This is a genomic window from Streptomyces sp. NPDC057445 (assembly GCF_042802855.1).
GTDB lineage: Bacteria > Actinomycetota > Actinomycetes > Streptomycetales > Streptomycetaceae > Streptomyces.
Map to the genome: position 1 here is coordinate 468,422 of NZ_JBHVDH010000004.1, position 17,886 is coordinate 486,307.

At 69.0% G+C, this 17,886-nt stretch carries 14 protein-coding genes; 9 read left to right on the forward strand and 5 right to left on the reverse strand.

The genetic code is table 11. The annotated features are described in order from the left end of the window. Positions 1-143: 143 nt before the first annotated feature. The 3 genes from ACFU5O_RS13360 to eccCa are packed head-to-tail and all read right to left on the reverse strand — an operon-like array spanning position 144 to position 5,204. Positions 144-389 (reverse strand): DUF397 domain-containing protein, encoded by a 246-nt coding sequence (locus ACFU5O_RS13360; protein WP_384239636.1) that lies wholly within the window; start codon positions 387-389, stop codon positions 144-146. Positions 390-444: 55 nt separating this feature from the next. Beyond that, positions 445-1,269 carry a YrhB domain-containing protein gene (locus tag ACFU5O_RS13365; protein ID WP_384239638.1) on the reverse strand — a complete coding sequence of 275 codons (825 nt, stop codon included), beginning with the start codon at positions 1,267-1,269 and terminating at the stop codon, positions 445-447. After that, the gene (gene eccCa / locus ACFU5O_RS13370) at positions 1,251-5,204 is read right to left on the reverse strand and encodes a type VII secretion protein EccCa (protein ID WP_384239640.1); all 3,954 of its coding nucleotides are present in this window, start codon (positions 5,202-5,204) and stop codon (positions 1,251-1,253) included. The genes ACFU5O_RS13365 and eccCa overlap by 19 nt, the downstream gene beginning before the upstream one ends. Positions 5,205-5,420: 216 nt before the next feature. On the opposite strand from eccCa, the gene eccD reads away from it, so the two are divergent. The 6 genes from eccD to ACFU5O_RS13400 all read left to right on the forward strand — a co-directional run bounded on the left by eccD (position 5,421) and on the right by ACFU5O_RS13400 (position 12,563). Further along, positions 5,421-6,890 (forward strand): type VII secretion integral membrane protein EccD, encoded by a 1,470-nt coding sequence (gene eccD / locus ACFU5O_RS13375; RefSeq protein ID WP_384239642.1) that lies wholly within the window; start codon positions 5,421-5,423, stop codon positions 6,888-6,890. Positions 6,891-7,137: 247 nt separating this feature from the next. Continuing rightward, complete coding sequence (gene rpsO / locus ACFU5O_RS13380; RefSeq protein WP_006346214.1) at positions 7,138-7,428, forward strand: 30S ribosomal protein S15; 291 nt, start codon at positions 7,138-7,140, stop codon at positions 7,426-7,428. A gap of 286 nt (positions 7,429-7,714) precedes the next feature. Continuing rightward, positions 7,715-9,946 carry a polyribonucleotide nucleotidyltransferase gene (locus ACFU5O_RS13385; protein WP_384239643.1) on the forward strand — a complete coding sequence of 744 codons (2,232 nt, stop codon included), beginning with the start codon at positions 7,715-7,717 and terminating at the stop codon, positions 9,944-9,946. Then, positions 9,943-11,322 carry a M16 family metallopeptidase gene (locus tag ACFU5O_RS13390; protein WP_384239645.1) on the forward strand — a complete coding sequence of 460 codons (1,380 nt, stop codon included), beginning with the start codon at positions 9,943-9,945 and terminating at the stop codon, positions 11,320-11,322. The genes ACFU5O_RS13385 and ACFU5O_RS13390 overlap by 4 nt, the downstream gene beginning before the upstream one ends. Positions 11,323-11,350: 28 nt before the next feature. Continuing rightward, positions 11,351-12,103, forward strand: coding sequence for a 4-hydroxy-tetrahydrodipicolinate reductase (gene dapB, locus ACFU5O_RS13395; protein WP_384239647.1), 753 nt, complete (start codon positions 11,351-11,353; stop codon positions 12,101-12,103). Between the two features lie 7 nt (positions 12,104-12,110). Beyond that, positions 12,111-12,563 (forward strand): hypothetical protein, encoded by a 453-nt coding sequence (locus ACFU5O_RS13400; RefSeq protein WP_384239648.1) that lies wholly within the window; start codon positions 12,111-12,113, stop codon positions 12,561-12,563. Positions 12,564-12,615: 52 nt separating this feature from the next. On the opposite strand, the gene ACFU5O_RS13405 is transcribed toward ACFU5O_RS13400, so the two are convergent. Both ACFU5O_RS13405 and ACFU5O_RS13410 read right to left on the reverse strand, forming a co-directional pair. Further along, entirely contained in the window at positions 12,616-13,170 is a 555-nt protein-coding gene (locus ACFU5O_RS13405) for a hypothetical protein (protein WP_384239650.1), read from the reverse strand. Between the two features lie 125 nt (positions 13,171-13,295). After that, entirely contained in the window at positions 13,296-13,562 is a 267-nt protein-coding gene (locus tag ACFU5O_RS13410; RefSeq protein ID WP_384239652.1) for a hypothetical protein, read from the reverse strand. A 187-nt stretch (positions 13,563-13,749) separates the two neighbouring features. Between ACFU5O_RS13410 and thyX the strand changes: the two genes are divergently transcribed. From thyX to ACFU5O_RS13425, 3 genes are all read left to right on the forward strand, one after another. Then, on the forward strand, positions 13,750-14,487 hold the full coding sequence (gene thyX / locus ACFU5O_RS13415; protein ID WP_384239653.1) for an FAD-dependent thymidylate synthase: 738 nt from the start codon (positions 13,750-13,752) through the stop codon (positions 14,485-14,487). Positions 14,488-14,677: 190 nt separating this feature from the next. Next, complete coding sequence (dapA, locus tag ACFU5O_RS13420) at positions 14,678-15,577, forward strand: 4-hydroxy-tetrahydrodipicolinate synthase (RefSeq protein WP_384239655.1); 900 nt, start codon at positions 14,678-14,680, stop codon at positions 15,575-15,577. A 112-nt stretch (positions 15,578-15,689) separates the two neighbouring features. Continuing rightward, on the forward strand, positions 15,690-17,375 hold the full coding sequence (locus ACFU5O_RS13425) for a ribonuclease J (protein ID WP_384239656.1): 1,686 nt from the start codon (positions 15,690-15,692) through the stop codon (positions 17,373-17,375). Positions 17,376-17,886 lie beyond the last annotated feature (511 nt).

Consider the following 17,886-nt stretch of genomic DNA (forward strand, 5'->3'; position numbering starts at 1 on the left):
GGGGACCCCGCCACACCGAGAGGGCCAGGGCGGCCGTTTCCCGCTGGGGGTTGGACTCAGGGGCCCGCCGCCGTCGGGCTCTGGGACTGGTGCGGGGGGGGCCCCCCCGCGGGGCGGCCACCCCCCTTCACGTTCCGGTATGACTACCTGAGGTCGAACTCCCCGTCCCGTGCCCCCAGTACGAACGCACGCCACTCGGCTTCCGTGTACCGCAGCACGGTCTCCGGATCGAGCGACGACCGCATCGCCACCGCCCCGCCGGGCAGATGCGCGATCTCCACCCGCTCCTCGTCCGGGCTCGTCCCTGGCGCCCCTTGCCACTCGACGCCGGAGATGTCGAGCGCGTACAGCTCTTCCTTCTGACGTTCCTTGTCAGCTGCGTCGGTCATGGGCGCGGTCCCTTCCGGGTATGTCCGGGTATTGCTGTCGAGCGATGGATTCACCCTACTGGGCAGCTCCGTACGAGCGGGCGGTGATCACCGGTACCGGATCAGGTGAAAACGTGCGGCGGCCGGCTCGTTGAGATCGGTGAACGGCGACGCCGAGCTGTCCGCCATCCCGATACCCTGCTCGGACCGGAAGCCGGTGAGCACGAGCCCGGCCGACTCCCGACCCCTGCGGTCCGTCCGTCGCGCCCGGACAGGGCACGGGAACCCACCTCCATGGCCGGCAACTCGTCCGGCGACGAGAGCCGTTCGGAGTGCTCCGATGCCGAGACAACCGGACACCCGAGCCCGCCGAGCGCCGCCGGGAGCCAGGCCGCGTCACCGGGCCGCGGCGGCAGGCCGAGCGTTCCGTCGCCGGGCTCGGCGCCGTCGTTCCATGCGTCGAGCCAGGCCCAGGGGGAGAGTTGGGCAGGCAAACGGCTGGGCCGCGGCCTTCGGTACGACCACGGCGGCATCGAGCTTGCCGTGCCGCCGGTCGCCGGGTGCCGATGAACGCCTCCGTGCTGACGGCGAAGAGCCACCCGCGCTCCACCTCGTCGGCGGGTTCCGGGTCCACGAGCTGCACGGACTCCCGGTAGCCGGTCCTTCGCCTTCCCGACGGCCGTGGCGAAGTCGTCCGAAGCCGTCCGAAGTCGTCCGAAGCCGCCCGATACGGGTCGGGCGGCGGGGTCGGGCCCGTGGAAGTCCCGGGCCGGAACCGGGCGGGACGAGCTCCGCCGGCCCGGCCGTGTCCGGCCGGGCCGGCCCGCCTGTCATCCCGTCCAGGAACACCACCTGGCCGGCCTCGTTCTGCTGTTGTTCCTCCTACCGGTCCGGCAGCCATCCCAGCTGCACCAGCGGCGTCCCCCGCTTGCGCGACACGAACGTGCCGCGCCCCGGAGGCATCGGGCGGGCCCGGACATGGCCGAGGATGTCGCCCTCGCCCGGGTCGCCGGAGAGGATCACGCCCTGAGCGCCGAGCTCCTTCATGCGCTGCATGAACGGCTCGTAGAGCGCCCGCGAGGCCCCGGCCGCGCTCCGCGCGACGATGAAGCGGATACCGACGTCCCGTGCGAACGGCAGGTTCTCCACGAGCACCTGCAGCGGATTGCCGGAGTTCGTGGCGACCAGCTCGTAGTCGTCGATCAGGACGAAGAGCTGCGGCCCGTTCCACCAGCTCCGGTCGCGCAGCTGCTGCGGCGTGATGTCCGGCTTCGGGGCGCGCTTCGTCATCACCGTGTTGATCGCGTCCATGTGCATCTGCATGGCCGATGCCATCGGCGCGTACTCGAGCAGATGCGACGGAGCGACCGCCTCGAGCATCGTGCGCCGGTAGTCACCCACGACGATCCGCGCCTGCTCCGGGGTGTAGCGCTCGGAGAGCTGCTTGGCGATCAGCCGGAGCAGACCGGTCTTACCGGACTCGCTCTCACCGAAGACCATCAGGAACGGGTCGGACTCGAAGTCGACGAACACCGGCTCCAGATCGGTCTCGTCGATGCCGATCGCGATGCCCTGCTGCGGGAACTCGAAGCCCTTCGGCAACTGGTCCGCGCGCAGCATGCGCGGCAGCAGCCGGACGCCCGGAGCAGCCGCACCCGCCCAGCTTCCCTTCACCGCCTGCACGAACGCCGCAGTGCCGTCCGCCAGATCGACGGAGCTGCTCGAACCGTCGATCCGCGGCAGCGCACCCATGAAGTGCAACTTCTCGGGTACCTGGCCGCGGCCCGGCACTCCCGCGGGCACGTTCGCCGCGACCTTGCGGTCGAACTCGGAGTCCATCACGTCACCGAGGCGCAGCTCGAGCCTGCCCAGCATCTGGTCCTTGAGCGCCGCACGCACCTCCATGTAGCGCGCGGCGGTGATGACGACATGGATGCCGTAACCGAGACCGCGCGCCGCGATGTCCGCGACGACGGGCTCCAGCATCTCGTAGTCGCCCTTGAAGCCGCCCCAGCCGTCGATCACGAGGAAAACGTCGCCCCATGCCTCGCCGGGCAGTTCACCCGATGCCCGCTTGCGCCGGTAGGTGGCGATCGAGTCGATGCCGTGCGAGCGGAAGAACTCCTCGCGCCGGTTCAGCACGCCCGCGACCTCCGCGACCGTACGCCGTACCCGCTCGGGATCGAGCCGCGAGGCGACCCCGCCCACATGCGGCAGGTCCCCGAGCGAGGCGAGACCGCCACCTCCGAAGTCCAGTGCGTAGAACTGCACTTCGTGCGGGGTGTGGGTGAGCGCGAACGAGGAGATCAGCGTGCGCATCATCGTCGACTTGCCGGACTGCGGACCGCCGACGACCATCATGTGGCCCGCCGCGCCGGAGAAGTCGCGGTACAGCACCTCGCGACGCTGCTCGAAGGGCTTGTCGATCAGTCCGAGCGGGACGACCAGCCCGCCCGGGCGCGTGTACTCGGTCGCCGTCAGACCGCGGTCAGCGGTCTGCGCGAGCCCCGGCAGCAACTGGTCCAGGGGCGGTGCCTGGTCCAGCGGCGGCAGCCACACCTGGTGCGCGGGTACGCCCTGCCCCTCAAGCCGGCGCACGATCACATCGAGCACGGTGTCCGCGAGTGCGTCGTCCTCGCTCTCGCGGGACGCGGCGAGATACGCCGGGTCGGGCGCCGAGTACACCACGGGCACCGGCGCCGCGGTGAAGACGGCGGGCAGCCGCTCGATCGGCAGCTGGCCGGCGGAGAGCTGCGGTCCGCCCGTGCGGTAGGTGCCCGAGACGTACGCGGCCTTGAACCGCGTCATCTCCTCCGTACCGAACTTCAGGTAGCCGGATCCCGGCACCGACGGCAGGTGATAGGCGTCGGGCACACCGATCGCCGTACGCGACTCGGCCGCGGAGAACGTCCGCAGACCGATCCGGTACGACAGATACGTGTCCAGGCCGCGCAGTTTGCCCTCCTCCAGGCGCTGGGAGGCAAGCAGCAGATGGACACCCAGCGACCGGCCGATACGGCCGATCTGGATGAACATGTCGATGAAGTCCGGCTTCGCGGTGAGCAGTTCGGAGAACTCGTCGATGACCAGGACCAGCGAGGCCAGTGGCTCCAGCGGTGCGCCGGCCGCCCGCGCCTTCTCGTAGTCGTGGATGTTGGCGTAGTTGCCCGCCGAGCGCAGCAGCTCCTGACGGCGCTGCAGCTCACCGCGGATCGCGTCGCCCATGCGGTCGACCAGGGTCAGATCGTCCGACAGGTTGGTGATGACCGCCGCCACATGCGGCATCTGCGACATGCCCGCGAAGGTCGCGCCACCCTTGAAGTCGGCGAGCACGAAGTTCAGCGTCTCGGACGGATGCGTCACGGCAAGTCCGAGCACGAGCGTCCGCAGCAGCTCCGACTTCCCGGAACCGGTGGCACCGACACACAACCCGTGCGGGCCCATGCCCTCCTGCGCGGCCTCCTTGAGGTCCAGCATCACCGGCCGGCCGTCCTCGCCGACCCCGATCGGCACCCGCAGCCGCTCCGCCGTCGAACGTGGCCGCCATGTGCGGGTCACATCGACCGAAGCCGCGTCGCCCAGGTTCAGGAGATCCGTGAAGTCCAGGTTGGCGAGCAGCGGTTCGTCGTCGCCGCCACCACCCATCCGCAGCGGCGCGAGCTGCCGCGCCAGCGCCTCGGCCGCGGGCAGGGAGATTCCGTCCGCGAGACCCTCGTACGCGTAACCCGCGCCCGACTCCAGCCGGAGCCGCCCGGGCCGTACGACGATCGAGAGCCCGCCCCGGGGCTCGTCGAGCTCCCCCGGGACGACCTCGACGATGGTGACGCCCTGCAGTCCCTCGGCCGCCGCGAACAGCGAGTCAGGCGGCACCATCCCACCGTCGAGCACCACCACGATGTGCGGCTGGTCGAGCACCGGCCGGCTGTCCCGGCCGAACCGCGGCCGGCCGTCCAGCCTGCCGCGCAGCAGCTGCTCCAGCTCGCCCAGATCGTCGCCGAACAGCCGCTTCGTACCGGCCCCGTCGATCTGCCCCGGCACCTGGCTGTGCGGAAGCCACTTCGTCCACTCCCAGCGCGCGACCGCGCCCGGCGCCGCGACCACCGCGACCATCAGGTCCTCGGGGGAGTGCAGCGTCACCAGCTGCGACACCAGCGCACGGGCCGTCGACTGCGCCGACTCCGGCTCACCGGACACCGTCACGTGGTAGAACGCCCGCATCGACACGGCCATCGGCAGCCCGTCCAACGAGCCGTGCACCGCCAGGAACTGCTGCATCGCACCCGCGCACAGCGGCTCCAGCTCATCCACCGGCGCCGTGTCCGGCGCGATCAGCGGCGTCGACAGCTGCTGGGCACCGAGGCCGATGCGCACCTGCCCGAAGTCGTTGTCACCGACCCGCCGTTCCCACACCCGTGAGCCCTCGGCCACCACCGACCACAGCTGCTCGGGGGAGGGGTGCAGATACAACTGCGCATCGCGCTGCGTCCGCGCGGTCCTGCGCACCGTACGCCGCGTCTGAGCGAGGTATTTGAGATAGTCGCGCCGGACATCGGCAATTTGCCCCTGCGTACCCTTGCGGAACCTGACGAGCTGCGCGATCGCCATGGCGACCGTCGACACCAGCATCAGAACACCCATGATCCGCATGAACGGATGGGCGTTCGGCATGAAGAAGAAGACCACCGACGAGCCCATGCCGAGCATCGGCAGAAGCTGCATCAGCATCGACTCCTGCTGCCCCCGCGGCAGTTCCGGCGGGGACTCCAGAGTCAGCTCCTCCGTGGGCACTTCAGGCGGAAGGGAGCGCGGCGGGCGTTTGACGACGATCTGGCTCACCGGAACATCAATCCCTCGGATACGGGCGCAAGCCGGGGTCCGACATTGCCGGATTCCGCACCGGCGCCCCCGTGACTGCCTTGGCGGCGCGGACTTCCCGCGCGCGACGGTGATCCTACTTGCAGCCGGTGACACCACGTCCCGGTAGGGTGTCCGCGCACCGTGCGCAACCGCGAATCAGCCCGCGCGCCATCGCCATTCAGGGGGTCCAGACACGTGAGTACGACCGCAGCGACCGGCTTCTGCCGCGTCACTGTCGTGGCGCCCGACAGCCGGATCGACGTCGCCCTCCCCGAGGACATCGCCGTTGCCGACGTCTATCCGGAGATCCTGCGGCTCACCGGCCAGACGCAGTCGGCGGGAACTCCCACCGGGTACCACCTGGTCCGCCGTGACGGCACCGTCCTCGACGGCGCCCGCACGCTGGCGGCGCAGCAGGTGCTCGACGGCGAGTTGCTCAGCCTGCGCCCGTTCGCCCAGTCGCTGCCGCCCGCGGTCTTCGACGACGTGTCCGACGCCGTCGCCGCGGCCGTCAGCCGGGACCGCCATCTGTGGAGCGACGACCTGCTGCGCGGTGCCGGACTCGTCGGCGGGGTGCTGCTGCTCGTCCTCATGGGCTTCGTGCTCTGGTTCGCGGACCCCGTCCACCACGACATGCACAGCCTTCCCGGCGTCATCGCCGGCTCGGCCGGTGTGCTGCTGACCGCCTTCGCCGGTGTGCGGGCCAGGGTCTACGCCGACCGCGCGACCGCCGTGGCCCTCGGCCTCGGTGCGCTTCCGCTGCTGCTCATCGCCGGCTCCGGGATCGTGGGACCGGCGGCCGGTCACGGGCCCGGCCGACTGCAGTTCCTGCTGGGCTGTGTGACCGTCCTGGTCGCCTCGGTCGCCCTGGTCGTGCTCACGCCGAGCGGTGACGCCCCCTTCGTCGCCGCGACCTTCCTGGCGACCGTCGGCACCCTCGCCACCTTCGCCGCGATCCTCACCGAGGCCTCCGCCACCGCGGCGGCGGCGGTCTGCGCGCCCGCGGCCATCGGTCTGGTCGCCTTCCTGCCGGGGCTCTCGGCCCGCTTCGCACGGCTCCCCATCGGGTACGCCTCGCCGCGCAGCGCCGCCGACGACGACTTCCACGCCGACCCGAACGAGCTCCCCGCGGCCCAGCCCGTCGACGCGGACCGGATCGCCGCCCAGGCCCGCCGCGGCCACGAGATGCTGCTCGGCCTCGTCGGCGGGTGCGCCTCTGTCGTCATCGGCTCCGCCGCGGTCCTCGGCTTCGCCGGCAACGTCTGGGGACAGTTCCTGGCGCTGGCGGCCGGGCTGGCGATGCTGCTGCGGGCCCGCCTCTTCCGCTACACCTCGCAGGTCGCCTGCGCCCTGGTGGCCGGCATCGGCGCGATCGCCCTGCTCATCCTGGGGCTCTCCCTGAACCCGCCGGCCGACCTGGTCAAGGATCTGCTGATCTTCGGGGACCGGGGCGGCCTGGACATCCGTACGATCTGGCTCGCCGCCGCCGTCGCCGCCGGAGCGGCACTGATCACCGCGATCGGGCTGGTCATCCCGAAGAAGGGCCTCTCGCCCTTCTGGGGCCGGCTGCTCGACCTCACCGAGGGCGCGGTGCTGCTCTCCCTGGTCCCGCTCTGCCTGGCCGTACTGGACGTCTTCGACGCCGCCCGGTCCCTGACCAGCTAGGGTCCTTCGTCCGGATCAGGCCGGACCACGCGGGCCCGGCAAGATCCGGCGGGACAGGCCGCGGGACCAGGCCCGTCAGCAGGACTGGTACGCTGTGTGACGGCCGTTTGTGTACGCGCCCTCAGCCTCGCCTCCGCGCAGCTGGGAGCAGCGCCCATCGTGCCTTCGCCTTCGAGTCACGGAAGCTCCCCTGAGACACAGACCAGGGGCACTCGTGGGCGCATCGAACACCAACGAGGAGTACCGAGTGTCTCTCGACGCCGCTACGAAGAAGCAGATCATGGCCGAGTTCGGCACCAAGGAGGGCGACACCGGCTCCCCCGAGGTCCAGGTCGCGATGCTCTCCCGCCGCATCTCGGACCTGACCGAGCACCTGAAGACCCACAAGCACGACCACCACTCCCGCCGTGGTCTGCTGATCCTGGTCGGTCAGCGCCGCCGGCTGCTGCAGTACCTGGCCAAGAAGGACATCCAGCGCTTCCGTACGCTGGTCGACCGCCTGGGCATCCGTCGCGGTGCGGCAGGCGGCGCGAAGTAAGACGCCGTGAAGGGAGCGGTTCCCACACTTAGGGGGCCGCTCCCTTTGCTGTACATGCGGTCCTGCGGTGAACCTCAGTAACCTGGTGACAGCGCAGTACCCGAAAACGCAACAACGCAAAAAAGGACGAGGAGGAGCGCCCCTCCGCCGCCGGTCCTCGGTAGTGGCCCCCGGAACACATTCCCCGGGTGCTTCGATCGAAGACCGGCCCGCACACAAGGCGCGCTTCTCCGCCACCGTCCTCCCGCCACACGGGCGTGGGGACGCAGACGAGGAGATATTGCTGGTGGAGAACGAGACCCACTACGCCGAGGCCGTCATCGACAACGGCTCCTACGGCACCCGTACCATCCGCTTCGAGACGGGCCGCCTGGCCAAGCAGGCCGCCGGTTCCGCCGTGGCGTACCTGGACGACGACACCATGGTGCTGTCGGCCACCACCGCGTCCAAGACGCCCAAGGACCAGCTGGACTTCTTCCCTCTGACGGTCGACGTCGAGGAGCGGATGTACGCCGCGGGCAAGATCCCCGGCTCCTTCTTCCGCCGTGAAGGACGCCCGTCCGAGGACGCGGTCCTCACCTGCCGCCTGATCGACCGCCCGCTGCGCCCGTCCTTCAGGAAGGGCCTGCGCAACGAGATCCAGATCGTCGAGACGATCATGGCGCTCAACCCCGACCACCTGTACGACGTGGTCGCGATCAACGCCGCCTCCTGCTCCACGCAGCTGGCCGGCCTGCCCTTCTCCGGCCCGATCGGCGGCACCCGTGTCGCGCTGATCGACGGCCAGTGGGTGGCCTTCCCGACCCACAGCGAGCTCGAGAACGCCGTCTTCGACATGGTCGTCGCGGGCCGCGTCCTGGAGGACGGCGACGTGGCGATCATGATGGTCGAGGCCGAGGCCACCTCCAAGACCATCGAGCTGGTCAAGGGCGGAGCCGAGGCGCCGACCGAGGAGGTCGTCGCCGCCGGTCTCGAGGCCGCGAAGCCCTTCATCAAGGTCCTCTGCAAGGCCCAGGCGGACCTTGCCGCCAAGGCCGCCAAGCCGACCGGCGAGTTCCCCGTCTTCCTCGAGTACCAGGACGACGTCCTGGAGGCGCTCACCGCCGCGGTCAAGGACGAGCTCACCCAGGCGCTGACCATTCCCGGCAAGCAGGAGCGCGAGGCCGAGCTGGACCGCGTCAAGGGTCTGGCCGCCGAGAAGCTGCTCCCGCAGTTCGAGGGTCGCGAGAAGGAGATCTCCGCCGCTTACCGCGCGCTGACCAAGTCCCTGGTCCGTGAGCGTGTGATCAAGGAGAAGAAGCGCATCGACGGCCGTGGCGTCACGGACATCCGTACGCTCGCCGCCGAGGTCGAGGCCATCCCGCGCGTGCACGGCTCGGCCCTGTTCGAGCGTGGCGAGACCCAGATCCTGGGCGTCACCACCCTCAACATGCTCCGCATGGAGCAGCAGCTGGACACCCTTTCCCCGGTGACCCGCAAGCGCTACATGCACAACTACAACTTCCCGCCGTACTCCGTCGGTGAGACCGGCCGCGTCGGTTCGCCGAAGCGCCGCGAGATCGGTCACGGCGCCCTGGCCGAGCGCGCCATCGTGCCGGTGCTGCCGTCGCGCGAAGAGTTCCCGTACGCGATCCGCCAGGTGTCCGAGGCCCTCGGCTCCAACGGTTCGACGTCCATGGGCTCCGTCTGCGCCTCCACCATGTCGCTGCTGAACGCCGGTGTGCCGCTGAAGGCCCCCGTCGCCGGTATCGCCATGGGTCTGATCTCCCAGGAGATCGACGGCCAGACGCACTACGTCGCCCTCACCGACATCCTCGGTGCGGAGGACGCCTTCGGTGACATGGACTTCAAGGTCGCCGGTACGAAGGAGTTCGTCACCGCCCTCCAGCTCGACACCAAGCTGGACGGCATCCCGGCCTCCGTCCTGGCCGCGGCCCTCAAGCAGGCCCGTGACGCCCGCCTCCACATCCTCGACGTGATGATGGAAGCGATCGACACCCCGGACGAGATGTCCCCGAACGCCCCGCGGATCATCACCGTCAAGATCCCGGTGGACAAGATCGGTGAGGTCATCGGCCCCAAGGGCAAGATGATCAACCAGATCCAGGAGGACACCGGCGCCGAGATCACGATCGAGGACGACGGCACCATCTACATCGGTGCCGCCGACGGCCCGGCCGCCGAGGCCGCCCGCGCCACGATCAACGGCATCGCCAACCCGACCATGCCGGAGGTCGGCGAGCGCTACCTGGGCACGGTCGTCAAGACCACGACCTTCGGTGCGTTCGTCTCCCTGCTCCCGGGCAAGGACGGCCTGCTGCACATCTCGCAGATCCGCAAGCTCGCCGGCGGCAAGCGCGTGGAGAACGTCGAGGACGTGCTGGGCGTGGGCCACAAGGTCCAGGTCGAGATCGCCGAGATCGACCAGCGCGGCAAGCTGTCCCTCATCCCCGTCGTCGAGGGTGAGTCGGACGAAGAGAACGCCGACAACGACAAGAAGGACGACGCCGACAAGTGACGTCCCGTAGTTCCAGGACGACGGCCCGCACCTCCTCGGAGGCGCGGGCCGTCGCCCGTACCCAAACGCTTCTCCAGGGCGAGCGCGGCATCGGCACGGTCCGCCGCACGGTCCTCCCCGGCGGTCTGCGCATCGTCACCGAGACTCTCCCCTCCGTACGCTCGGCCACCTTCGGCATCTGGGCACACGTCGGCTCCCGTGACGAGACCCCTTCGCTCAACGGAGCCACGCACTACCTCGAGCACCTCCTCTTCAAGGGCACGCACAAGCGGTCCGCCCTCGACATCTCCTCCGCGATCGACGCGGTCGGCGGCGAGATGAACGCCTTCACGGCGAAGGAGTACACCTGCTACTACGCGCGCGTGCTCGACACCGACCTGCCGCTGGCGATCGATGTCGTCTGCGACATGCTCACCGGCTCGCTGATCCTCGAAGAGGACGTCGACGCCGAGCGCGGCGTCATCCTCGAAGAGATCGCGATGACGGAGGACGACCCGGGCGACGTCGTCCACGATCTCTTCGCGCGCACCATGTTCGGCGACACCCCGCTGGGCCGCCCGGTCCTGGGTACCGTCGACACCATCAACGCTCTGGACCGCTCGCGGATCGCCCGCTTCTACAAGAAGCACTACGACCCGACCCATCTGGTCGTCGCCGCCGCCGGCAACATCGACCACGCCACGGTCGTACGCCAGGTCCGCAAGGCCTTCGACAAGGCCGGGTCCCTGTCCCGTACGGACGCCCTCCCGGTCGCTCCCCGCGACGGCCGGCGCACCATCAAGGCCGCAGGCCGCGTCGACGTGATCGGACGAAAGACCGAGCAGGCCCATGTGGTCCTCGGCATGCCGGGTCTGGCCCGCACCGACGACCGCCGCTGGGCTCTCGGCGTACTGAACACGGCCCTCGGCGGCGGCATGTCCTCCCGTCTCTTCCAGGAGGTCCGCGAGAAGCGTGGCCTCGCCTACAGCGTGTACTCGTACACCTCGGGCTTCGCCGACTGCGGCCTCTTCGGCGTCTATGCGGGCTGCCGCCCGAGCCAGGTCCACGACGTGCTGAAGATCTGCCGCGGTGAACTCGACCGGGTGGCCGCAGAAGGACTGTCGGACGACGAGATCGGCCGCGCGATCGGCCAGCTCTCCGGCTCCACCGTCCTCGGCCTCGAGGACACGGGCGCCCTGATGAACCGGATCGGCAAGAGCGAGCTGTGCTGGGGCGACCAGATGTCGGTCGATGACATGCTGGCGAACATGGCCGCGGTCACCCCGGACGACGTACGCGCGGTTGCCCGCGATGTACTGGGACAGCGTCCATCGCTGGCGGTGATCGGCCCGCTCAAGGACAAGCAGGCGGACCGCCTGCACGAATCCGTCTCGTAGAAGTCCGTCTCATGGAGAGAGCACAAGCATGAGCAAGCTGCGCGTGGCCGTCCTCGGCGCCAAGGGCCGTATCGGCTCCGAGGCGGTACGAGCCGTCGAGGCCGCCGATGACATGGAACTCGTCGCCGCGCTCGGCCGTGGCGACAAGCTGGAGACCCTCGCCGAGACCGGCGCCCAGGTCGCGGTCGAACTGACCACCCCCGCCTCGGTGATGGGCAATCTCGACTTCTGCGTGCGCCACGGCATCCACGCCGTTGTCGGCACCACCGGCTGGACCGACGAGCGCCTCGCGCATCTGCGCACCTCACTGGACGCCTCCCCGGAGACGGGCGTGCTCATCGCGCCCAACTTCTCCATCGGCGCCGTGCTCACCATGAAGTTCGCCGCCCAGGCCGCGCGCTACTTCGAGTCGGTCGAGGTCGTCGAGCTGCATCACCCGAACAAGGCGGACGCCCCCTCGGGTACCGCTACCCGTACGGCCCAGCTGATCGCGGCGGCCCGCGCCGAGGCCGGCTGTGCCCCTCAGCCCGACGCCACCGTCACCGCGCTGGACGGCGCACGCGGCGCCGATGTCGACGGGGTGCCGGTGCACGCCGTACGGCTCCGCGGTCTGCTGGCCCACCAGGAGGTCCTGCTCGGCGGCGAGGGCGAGACCCTCACCATCCGCCACGACTCCCTGCACCACAGCAGCTTCATGCCGGGCATCCTGCTCGGTGTGCGCCGCGTGGTGACCACACCGGGGCTCACCTTCGGCCTCGAGAACTTCCTCGACCTCGACTGAGGCCCCCATGCGCGCGAAGATCTCCTACTTCCTCACGGCTGCCGTCCTGGTCGTCTACTTCGTCCTGGTCGGCAGCCGGGGCCTGATGCTGATCCAGCAGGGCACGGCGCTCACCGTCACCTTCGGTGTCTCGGTGCTGATCCTGCCGGTGATCGGAATCTGGTTCCTCTGGAAGAACACCCAGTTCGTCAAGAAGGCCAATGCCCTCGCCGCCGAGCTGGACGCGGAAGGCGGACTGCCGGTCGACGAGCTGGTCCGCACCCCCGGCGGGCGGATCGACCGCGACTCGGCCGACGCCGTTTTCGCCAAGCGGCGCGCGGAGACCGAGGACTCGCCCGAGGACTGGCGCTGCTGGTTCCGGCTTGCCGTCGCCTATCACGACGCCCGGGACACCCCGCGCGCCCGCAAGGCCATGCAGCGTGCGATCGCACTGCACGACGGGAAGCCCGTCGGAGTCTGATCCGATCCGATCCGATCCGATCCGTGCCGGGGACGGCCCTGCCGTCCCCGGACTACGAGGGACGGTATTCGGCGCCCCACGCCTCGATGGTGTCGGCCGCACGGTCGAACGCCTCGACCCGTGACAGGAAATCCGCGTTGTGGTCGGTGAGCAGCGGAAGCGGCTCGCCGGCCTCGCGTACGAGCACGAGCGCCTGCCCCTGCACGGTCCGCGGCAGCCCCAGCCAGCGCACCGGCTCCTGGACGGTCCGCAGAGCTGTGACCTGCTCCCATGCGACGGTGCTGGTGGAGAAGAAGCCCACGTACCGCAGACCGTGCCGGCTCACCCAGGTGCCGATGCGCAGCAGCCGCAGCGCCATGGCGATCACCAGCGACGCGAGGCCGAAGCACAGACCTGCGCCGGGCAGCGCTCCGGCGAAGGCGATGATCACCGCGGCGATCAGCACGAACGAGGCGAACAGCAGGAACAGCGCCGCGCCCGCCACCCGCCAGGGCCCCGGACGGTACGGCCGACGCCACAGATCATGGTCGTCGAACGGGAGCGCGACCTCGTCGTCCGCCGCCGTCGCGTCAAAGGCGCGGTCGGCCGTCAGAAAGGGCAGGGGCACGGCTGATCCTCACTCATCAAGCACGATGGGCTGTGCCTGGTGAGGCTACAGAGGCTGCTGACGCCGGACCACCCCAGGGGGGCCATGGGGGTGTCCCCCGCACCCGTCAGCGCAGCGCGAAAGAGTCAGCGGCTGTCGGAGGCCTCGGACTGCTGGGCGTGGGAAGGGGCCTGGTGGGAGTCCAGAGCAGGCATGCCGAAGACCAGCGACCCCGCCAGCCCGGCCACGACGGTCAGGCCGATCAGCCACCGGCCCGCGAGCTGAGTCCTGTTCGGACGGATCCTGGGCGGGGGAGTGACGTTGCTGCGGAAGCGGTCGGCCTCGGCGACGAAAGCGAACGGAACGCCCTCTCGCCTGGGGGTACCACCCAGCGGTAGCTGGGGGAGGAACATGGGGTGGGTCTCCTCACGTGTGAAACGGGATGTGGCTACCGGTACAGACGCGCAGAACTGCCATTTGGTGCCCGATTCCGGTGAATTGACCGAGGAAAATCGGGACGAGCCGCCCCTGCCGTCGTTGTCGGTGGCGAGACGTAAAGTGGGCGCCGCCCGTGCGACGCAACTGGAAGGACCCCTGCCGGTGACCGAGATCCCCGCCGACATCAAGCCCAGCTTCCGCAGTGATGTCACCGTCGAGCTGGTGAAGCACACCGCCGGCGACTCCGACGTGCTGTGGGCGGCCCGGGTCTCCACCGCGGGCGAGCAGTCCCTGGACGAGCTCTCGAAGGACCCGGAGCGATCGAAGGGGCTCATCAACTATCTGATGCGGGACCGCCACGGCAGCCCCTTCGAGCACAACTCGATGACCTTCTTCATCAGCGCCCCGATCTTCGTCTTCCGCGAGTTCATGCGACACCGTGTCGGCTGGTCGTACAACGAGGAATCCGGGCGCTACCGGGAGCTGCAGCCCGTGTTCTACGTCCCGGACGAGTCGCGCAGGCTCGTGCAGGAGGGCCGCCCCGGGAAGTACGTCTTCGTCGAGGGCACCCAGGCCCAGCAGGAGCTCACCGGCCGGGTGATGGCAGACTCGTACCGCCAGGCGTACGAGGCCTACCAGGAGATGCTCGCCGCCGGCGTCGCCCGGGAGGTCGCACGCTCCGTGCTCCCCGTGGGCCTCTACTCCTCGATGTACGCGACGTGCAACGCGCGCTCACTGATGCACTTCCTCGGCCTGCGCACCCAGCATGAGCTGGCGAAGGTGCCGTCCTTCCCGCAGCGGGAGATCGAGATGGTCGGCGAGAGGATGGAAGAGCAGTGGGCGAAGCTCATGCCACTCACCTATGCCGCTTTCAATGCGAACGGCCGCATCGCCCCGTAGAGGACAGATGTGCGGTTCAGCCTTACTCGGTGTCCGTATTGCGGCGTTTCGAGAAGTTCATCTAGGCTGATCAAACGGACCCGGCACTGCTTGAACCCCCGAGCAGGCAGTGCCGGGTTCCACCGGCCACGGCATACGTCACGTCCCCCAAGGGGACCCTACGCGCTGAGCAGCGAGTAGCGTGTTACCCATGGCTCCGATCTCCACTCCGCAGACCCCCTTCGGGCGGGTCCTCACCGCCATGGTCACGCCGTTCACGGCGGACGGCGCACTCGACCTCGACGGCGCGCAGCGGCTCGCCGCCCACCTGGTGGACGCAGGCAACGACGGCCTGATCATCAACGGCACCACGGGCGAGTCGCCGACCACCAGCGATGCGGAGAAAGATCAGCTCGTAAGGGCAGTCCTCGACGCCGTGGGCGACCGGGCGCATGTCGTCGCCGGAATCGGCACCAACGACACCCGCCACAGCATCGAGCTGGCCCGCGCCGCCGAGCGCGCCGGCGCGCACGGCCTGCTCGCTGTCACGCCGTACTACAACAAGCCCCCGCAGGAGGGCCTGTACCAGCACTTCTCGGCCATCGCCGACAGCACCGGCCTGCCGGTGATGCTGTACGACATCCCCGGCCGCAGCGGCGTCCCGATCGACACGGCGACGATCGTCCGCCTCGCCCAGCATCCGCGGATCGTGGCCAACAAGGACGCCAAGGGCGACCTCGGCCGCGCGAGCTGGGCCATCGCCCAGAGCGGCCTCGCCTGGTACTCGGGCGACGACATGCTCAACCTCCCGCTGCTCTCGGTCGGCGCCGTCGGCTTCGTCTCCGTGGTGGGCCACGTCGTCACCCCCGAGCTGCGTGCCCTCGTCGACGCGTACACGGCGGGCGACGTCCAGAAGGCCACCGAGATCCACCAGAAGCTGCTCCCGGTCTTCACCGGCATGTTCCGGACCCAGGGCGTCATCACCACCAAGGCGGCACTCGCCCTCCAGGGGCTGCCCTCCGGCCCGCTGCGCCTCCCGCTCGTCGAGCTCACCGAAGCCGAGACCGCCCAGCTCAAGGTCGATCTCGCCGCCGGTGGGGTACAGCTGTAACCACAGACTTCACAAATGAATACGAACGACAAAAACGACAACAGCAAGTGCACGAATGTCATGCGCGCCACGTGCCCAAGCGGTACGTGGCGCGCATGGTGAGGAGAGTCTTTTGAGTCATCCGCATCCTGAACTCGGCGCCCCGCCGAAGCTCCCGAAGGGTGGCCTGCGTGTCACCCCGCTCGGCGGTCTCGGTGAGATCGGCCGAAACATGACCGTCTTCGAGTACGGAGGCCGGCTTCTGATCGTCGACTGCGGCGTCCTCTTCCCTGAGGAGGAGCAGCCGGGCGTCGATCTGATCCTGCCGGACTTCACCACGATCAAGGACCGCCTCGACGACGTCGAGGGCATCGTGCTCACGCACGGCCACGAGGACCACATCGGCGCTGTCCCGTACCTGCTCCGGCACAAGCCGGACATCCCGCTGATCGGCTCCAAGCTGACCCTCGCGCTCATCGAGGCCAAGCTCCAGGAGCACCGCATCCGTCCCTACACCCTCGAGGTCACGGAGGGGAACCGGGAGCGGGTCGGCCCCTTCGACTGCGAATTCGTCGCGGTCAACCACTCCATCCCGGACGCCCTGGCCGTCGCGATCCGCACCCCCGCGGGGATGGTCGTCCATACGGGCGACTTCAAGATGGACCAGCTCCCCCTGGACGGCCGCCTCACGGACCTGCACGCTTTCGCCCGCCTGAGTGAGGAGGGCATCGACCTCCTGCTGTCCGACTCGACCAACGCCGAGGTCCCCGGCTTCGTCCCGAACGAGCGCGACATCTCCAACGTGCTGCGCGGTGTCTTCTCGGGCGCCAAGAAGCGCATCATCGTGGCCAGCTTCGCCAGCCATGTGCACCGCATCCAGCAGATCCTCGACGCGGCCCATGAGCACGGCCGCAGGGTCGCCTTCGTCGGTCGCTCGATGGTCCGCAACATGGGCATCGCGCGCGACCTCGGCTACCTCAAGGTCCCGGCGGGCCTCGTGGTCGACGTCAAGACGCTCGACGACCTTCCCGACGAGAAGATCGTGCTGGTCTGCACGGGCTCCCAGGGTGAGCCCATGGCAGCCCTCTCCCGCATGGCCAACCGCGATCACCAGATCCGCATCGTCGAGGGCGACACCGTCATCCTGGCCTCGTCACTCATTCCGGGTAACGAGAACGCGGTCTACCGAGTGATCAACGGCCTCACCCGCTGGGGTGCGAACGTCGTCCACAAGGGCAACGCGAAGGTCCACGTCTCGGGCCACGCCTCAGCCGGCGAACTGCTGTACTTCTACAACATCTGCAAGCCGAAGAACCTGATGCCGGTTCACGGCGAATGGCGTCATCTCCGTGCCAATGCCGAGCTCGGCGCGATGACCGGCGTGCCGAAGGACCGCATCGTCATTGCCGAGGACGGCGTTGTCGTCGACCTGGTCGACGGCAAGGCCAAGATCACCGGCAAGGTGCAGGCCGGGTACGTGTATGTCGACGGCCTCTCGGTCGGCGACGTCACCGAGGCGTCTCTGAAGGATCGCCGCATCCTCGGCGACGAGGGCATCATCTCGGTCTTCGTCGTCGTCGACTCCACCACGGGCAAGGTCTTGGGCGGTCCCAACATCCACGCCCGGGGGTCCGGCATCGAGGATGCCGCCTTCGAAGCGGTGGCCCCCAAGATCGAGGAGGCCATCCAGAAGTCCGCTGCCGACGGTGTCGCGGAGCCCCACCAGCTGCAGCAGCTCATCCGCCGGTCGGTCGGCAAGTGGGTGTCCGACACCTACCGTCGGCGCCCGATGATCCTCCCCGTCGTCGTCGAGGTCTGACGCCTCGTCGGGTGATCCTGGAGCGGGGCGGCCCCCGATTTGCATCGGCCGTCCCGCTCCAGTACGTTTACGGCTCCGCCTGAGGGAAACCCGGCGCACTGGTGTGCGTTCGGAACATTCGCTCAACGGGGCGGAAATTCCGACTCAGAATCTCTGATAAAGTCGGATCAGCCGAAAGGCAAAGGCCCTCCAACGGCCACCGGAAACAGAATCCGAACCGGGAACGGAACGGAAAATGAATCTGGTAAGGTTGGAAACACGAAAGACCGAAGGGAAGCGCCCGGAGGAAAGCCCGAGAGGGTGAGTACAAAGGAAGCGTCCGTTCCTTGAGAACTCAACAGCGTGCCAAAAATCAACGCCAGATTAGTTGATACCCCGTCCATCTTCGGATGGCGAGGTTCCTTTGAAGTCCTGCTGGCCCTTTGGGCTGGTGGGCGAATACACAGCGAGGACGCTGTGTGTGACCGGGACTATTCCTCCCGGTTGCACCGCTCTCGTGATGTGTCACCGG

Bases quoted from the DNA above. Each gene is read 5' to 3' on its own strand.
- dapA (WP_384239655.1), top strand. From the start codon at position 14,678: ATGGCTCCGATCTCCACTCCGCAGACCCCCTTCGGGCGGGTCCTCACC.
- dapB (WP_384239647.1), top strand. From the start codon at position 11,351: ATGAGCAAGCTGCGCGTGGCCGTCCTCGGCGCCAAGGGCCGTATCGGC.
- ACFU5O_RS13360 (WP_384239636.1), bottom strand. From the start codon at position 389: ATGACCGACGCAGCTGACAAGGAACGTCAGAAGGAAGAGCTGTACGCG.
- ACFU5O_RS13410 (WP_384239652.1), bottom strand. From the start codon at position 13,562: ATGTTCCTCCCCCAGCTACCGCTGGGTGGTACCCCCAGGCGAGAGGGC.
- ACFU5O_RS13365 (WP_384239638.1), bottom strand. From the start codon at position 1,269: ATGGCTGCCGGACCGGTAGGAGGAACAACAGCAGAACGAGGCCGGCCA.
- ACFU5O_RS13400 (WP_384239648.1), top strand. From the start codon at position 12,111: ATGCGCGCGAAGATCTCCTACTTCCTCACGGCTGCCGTCCTGGTCGTC.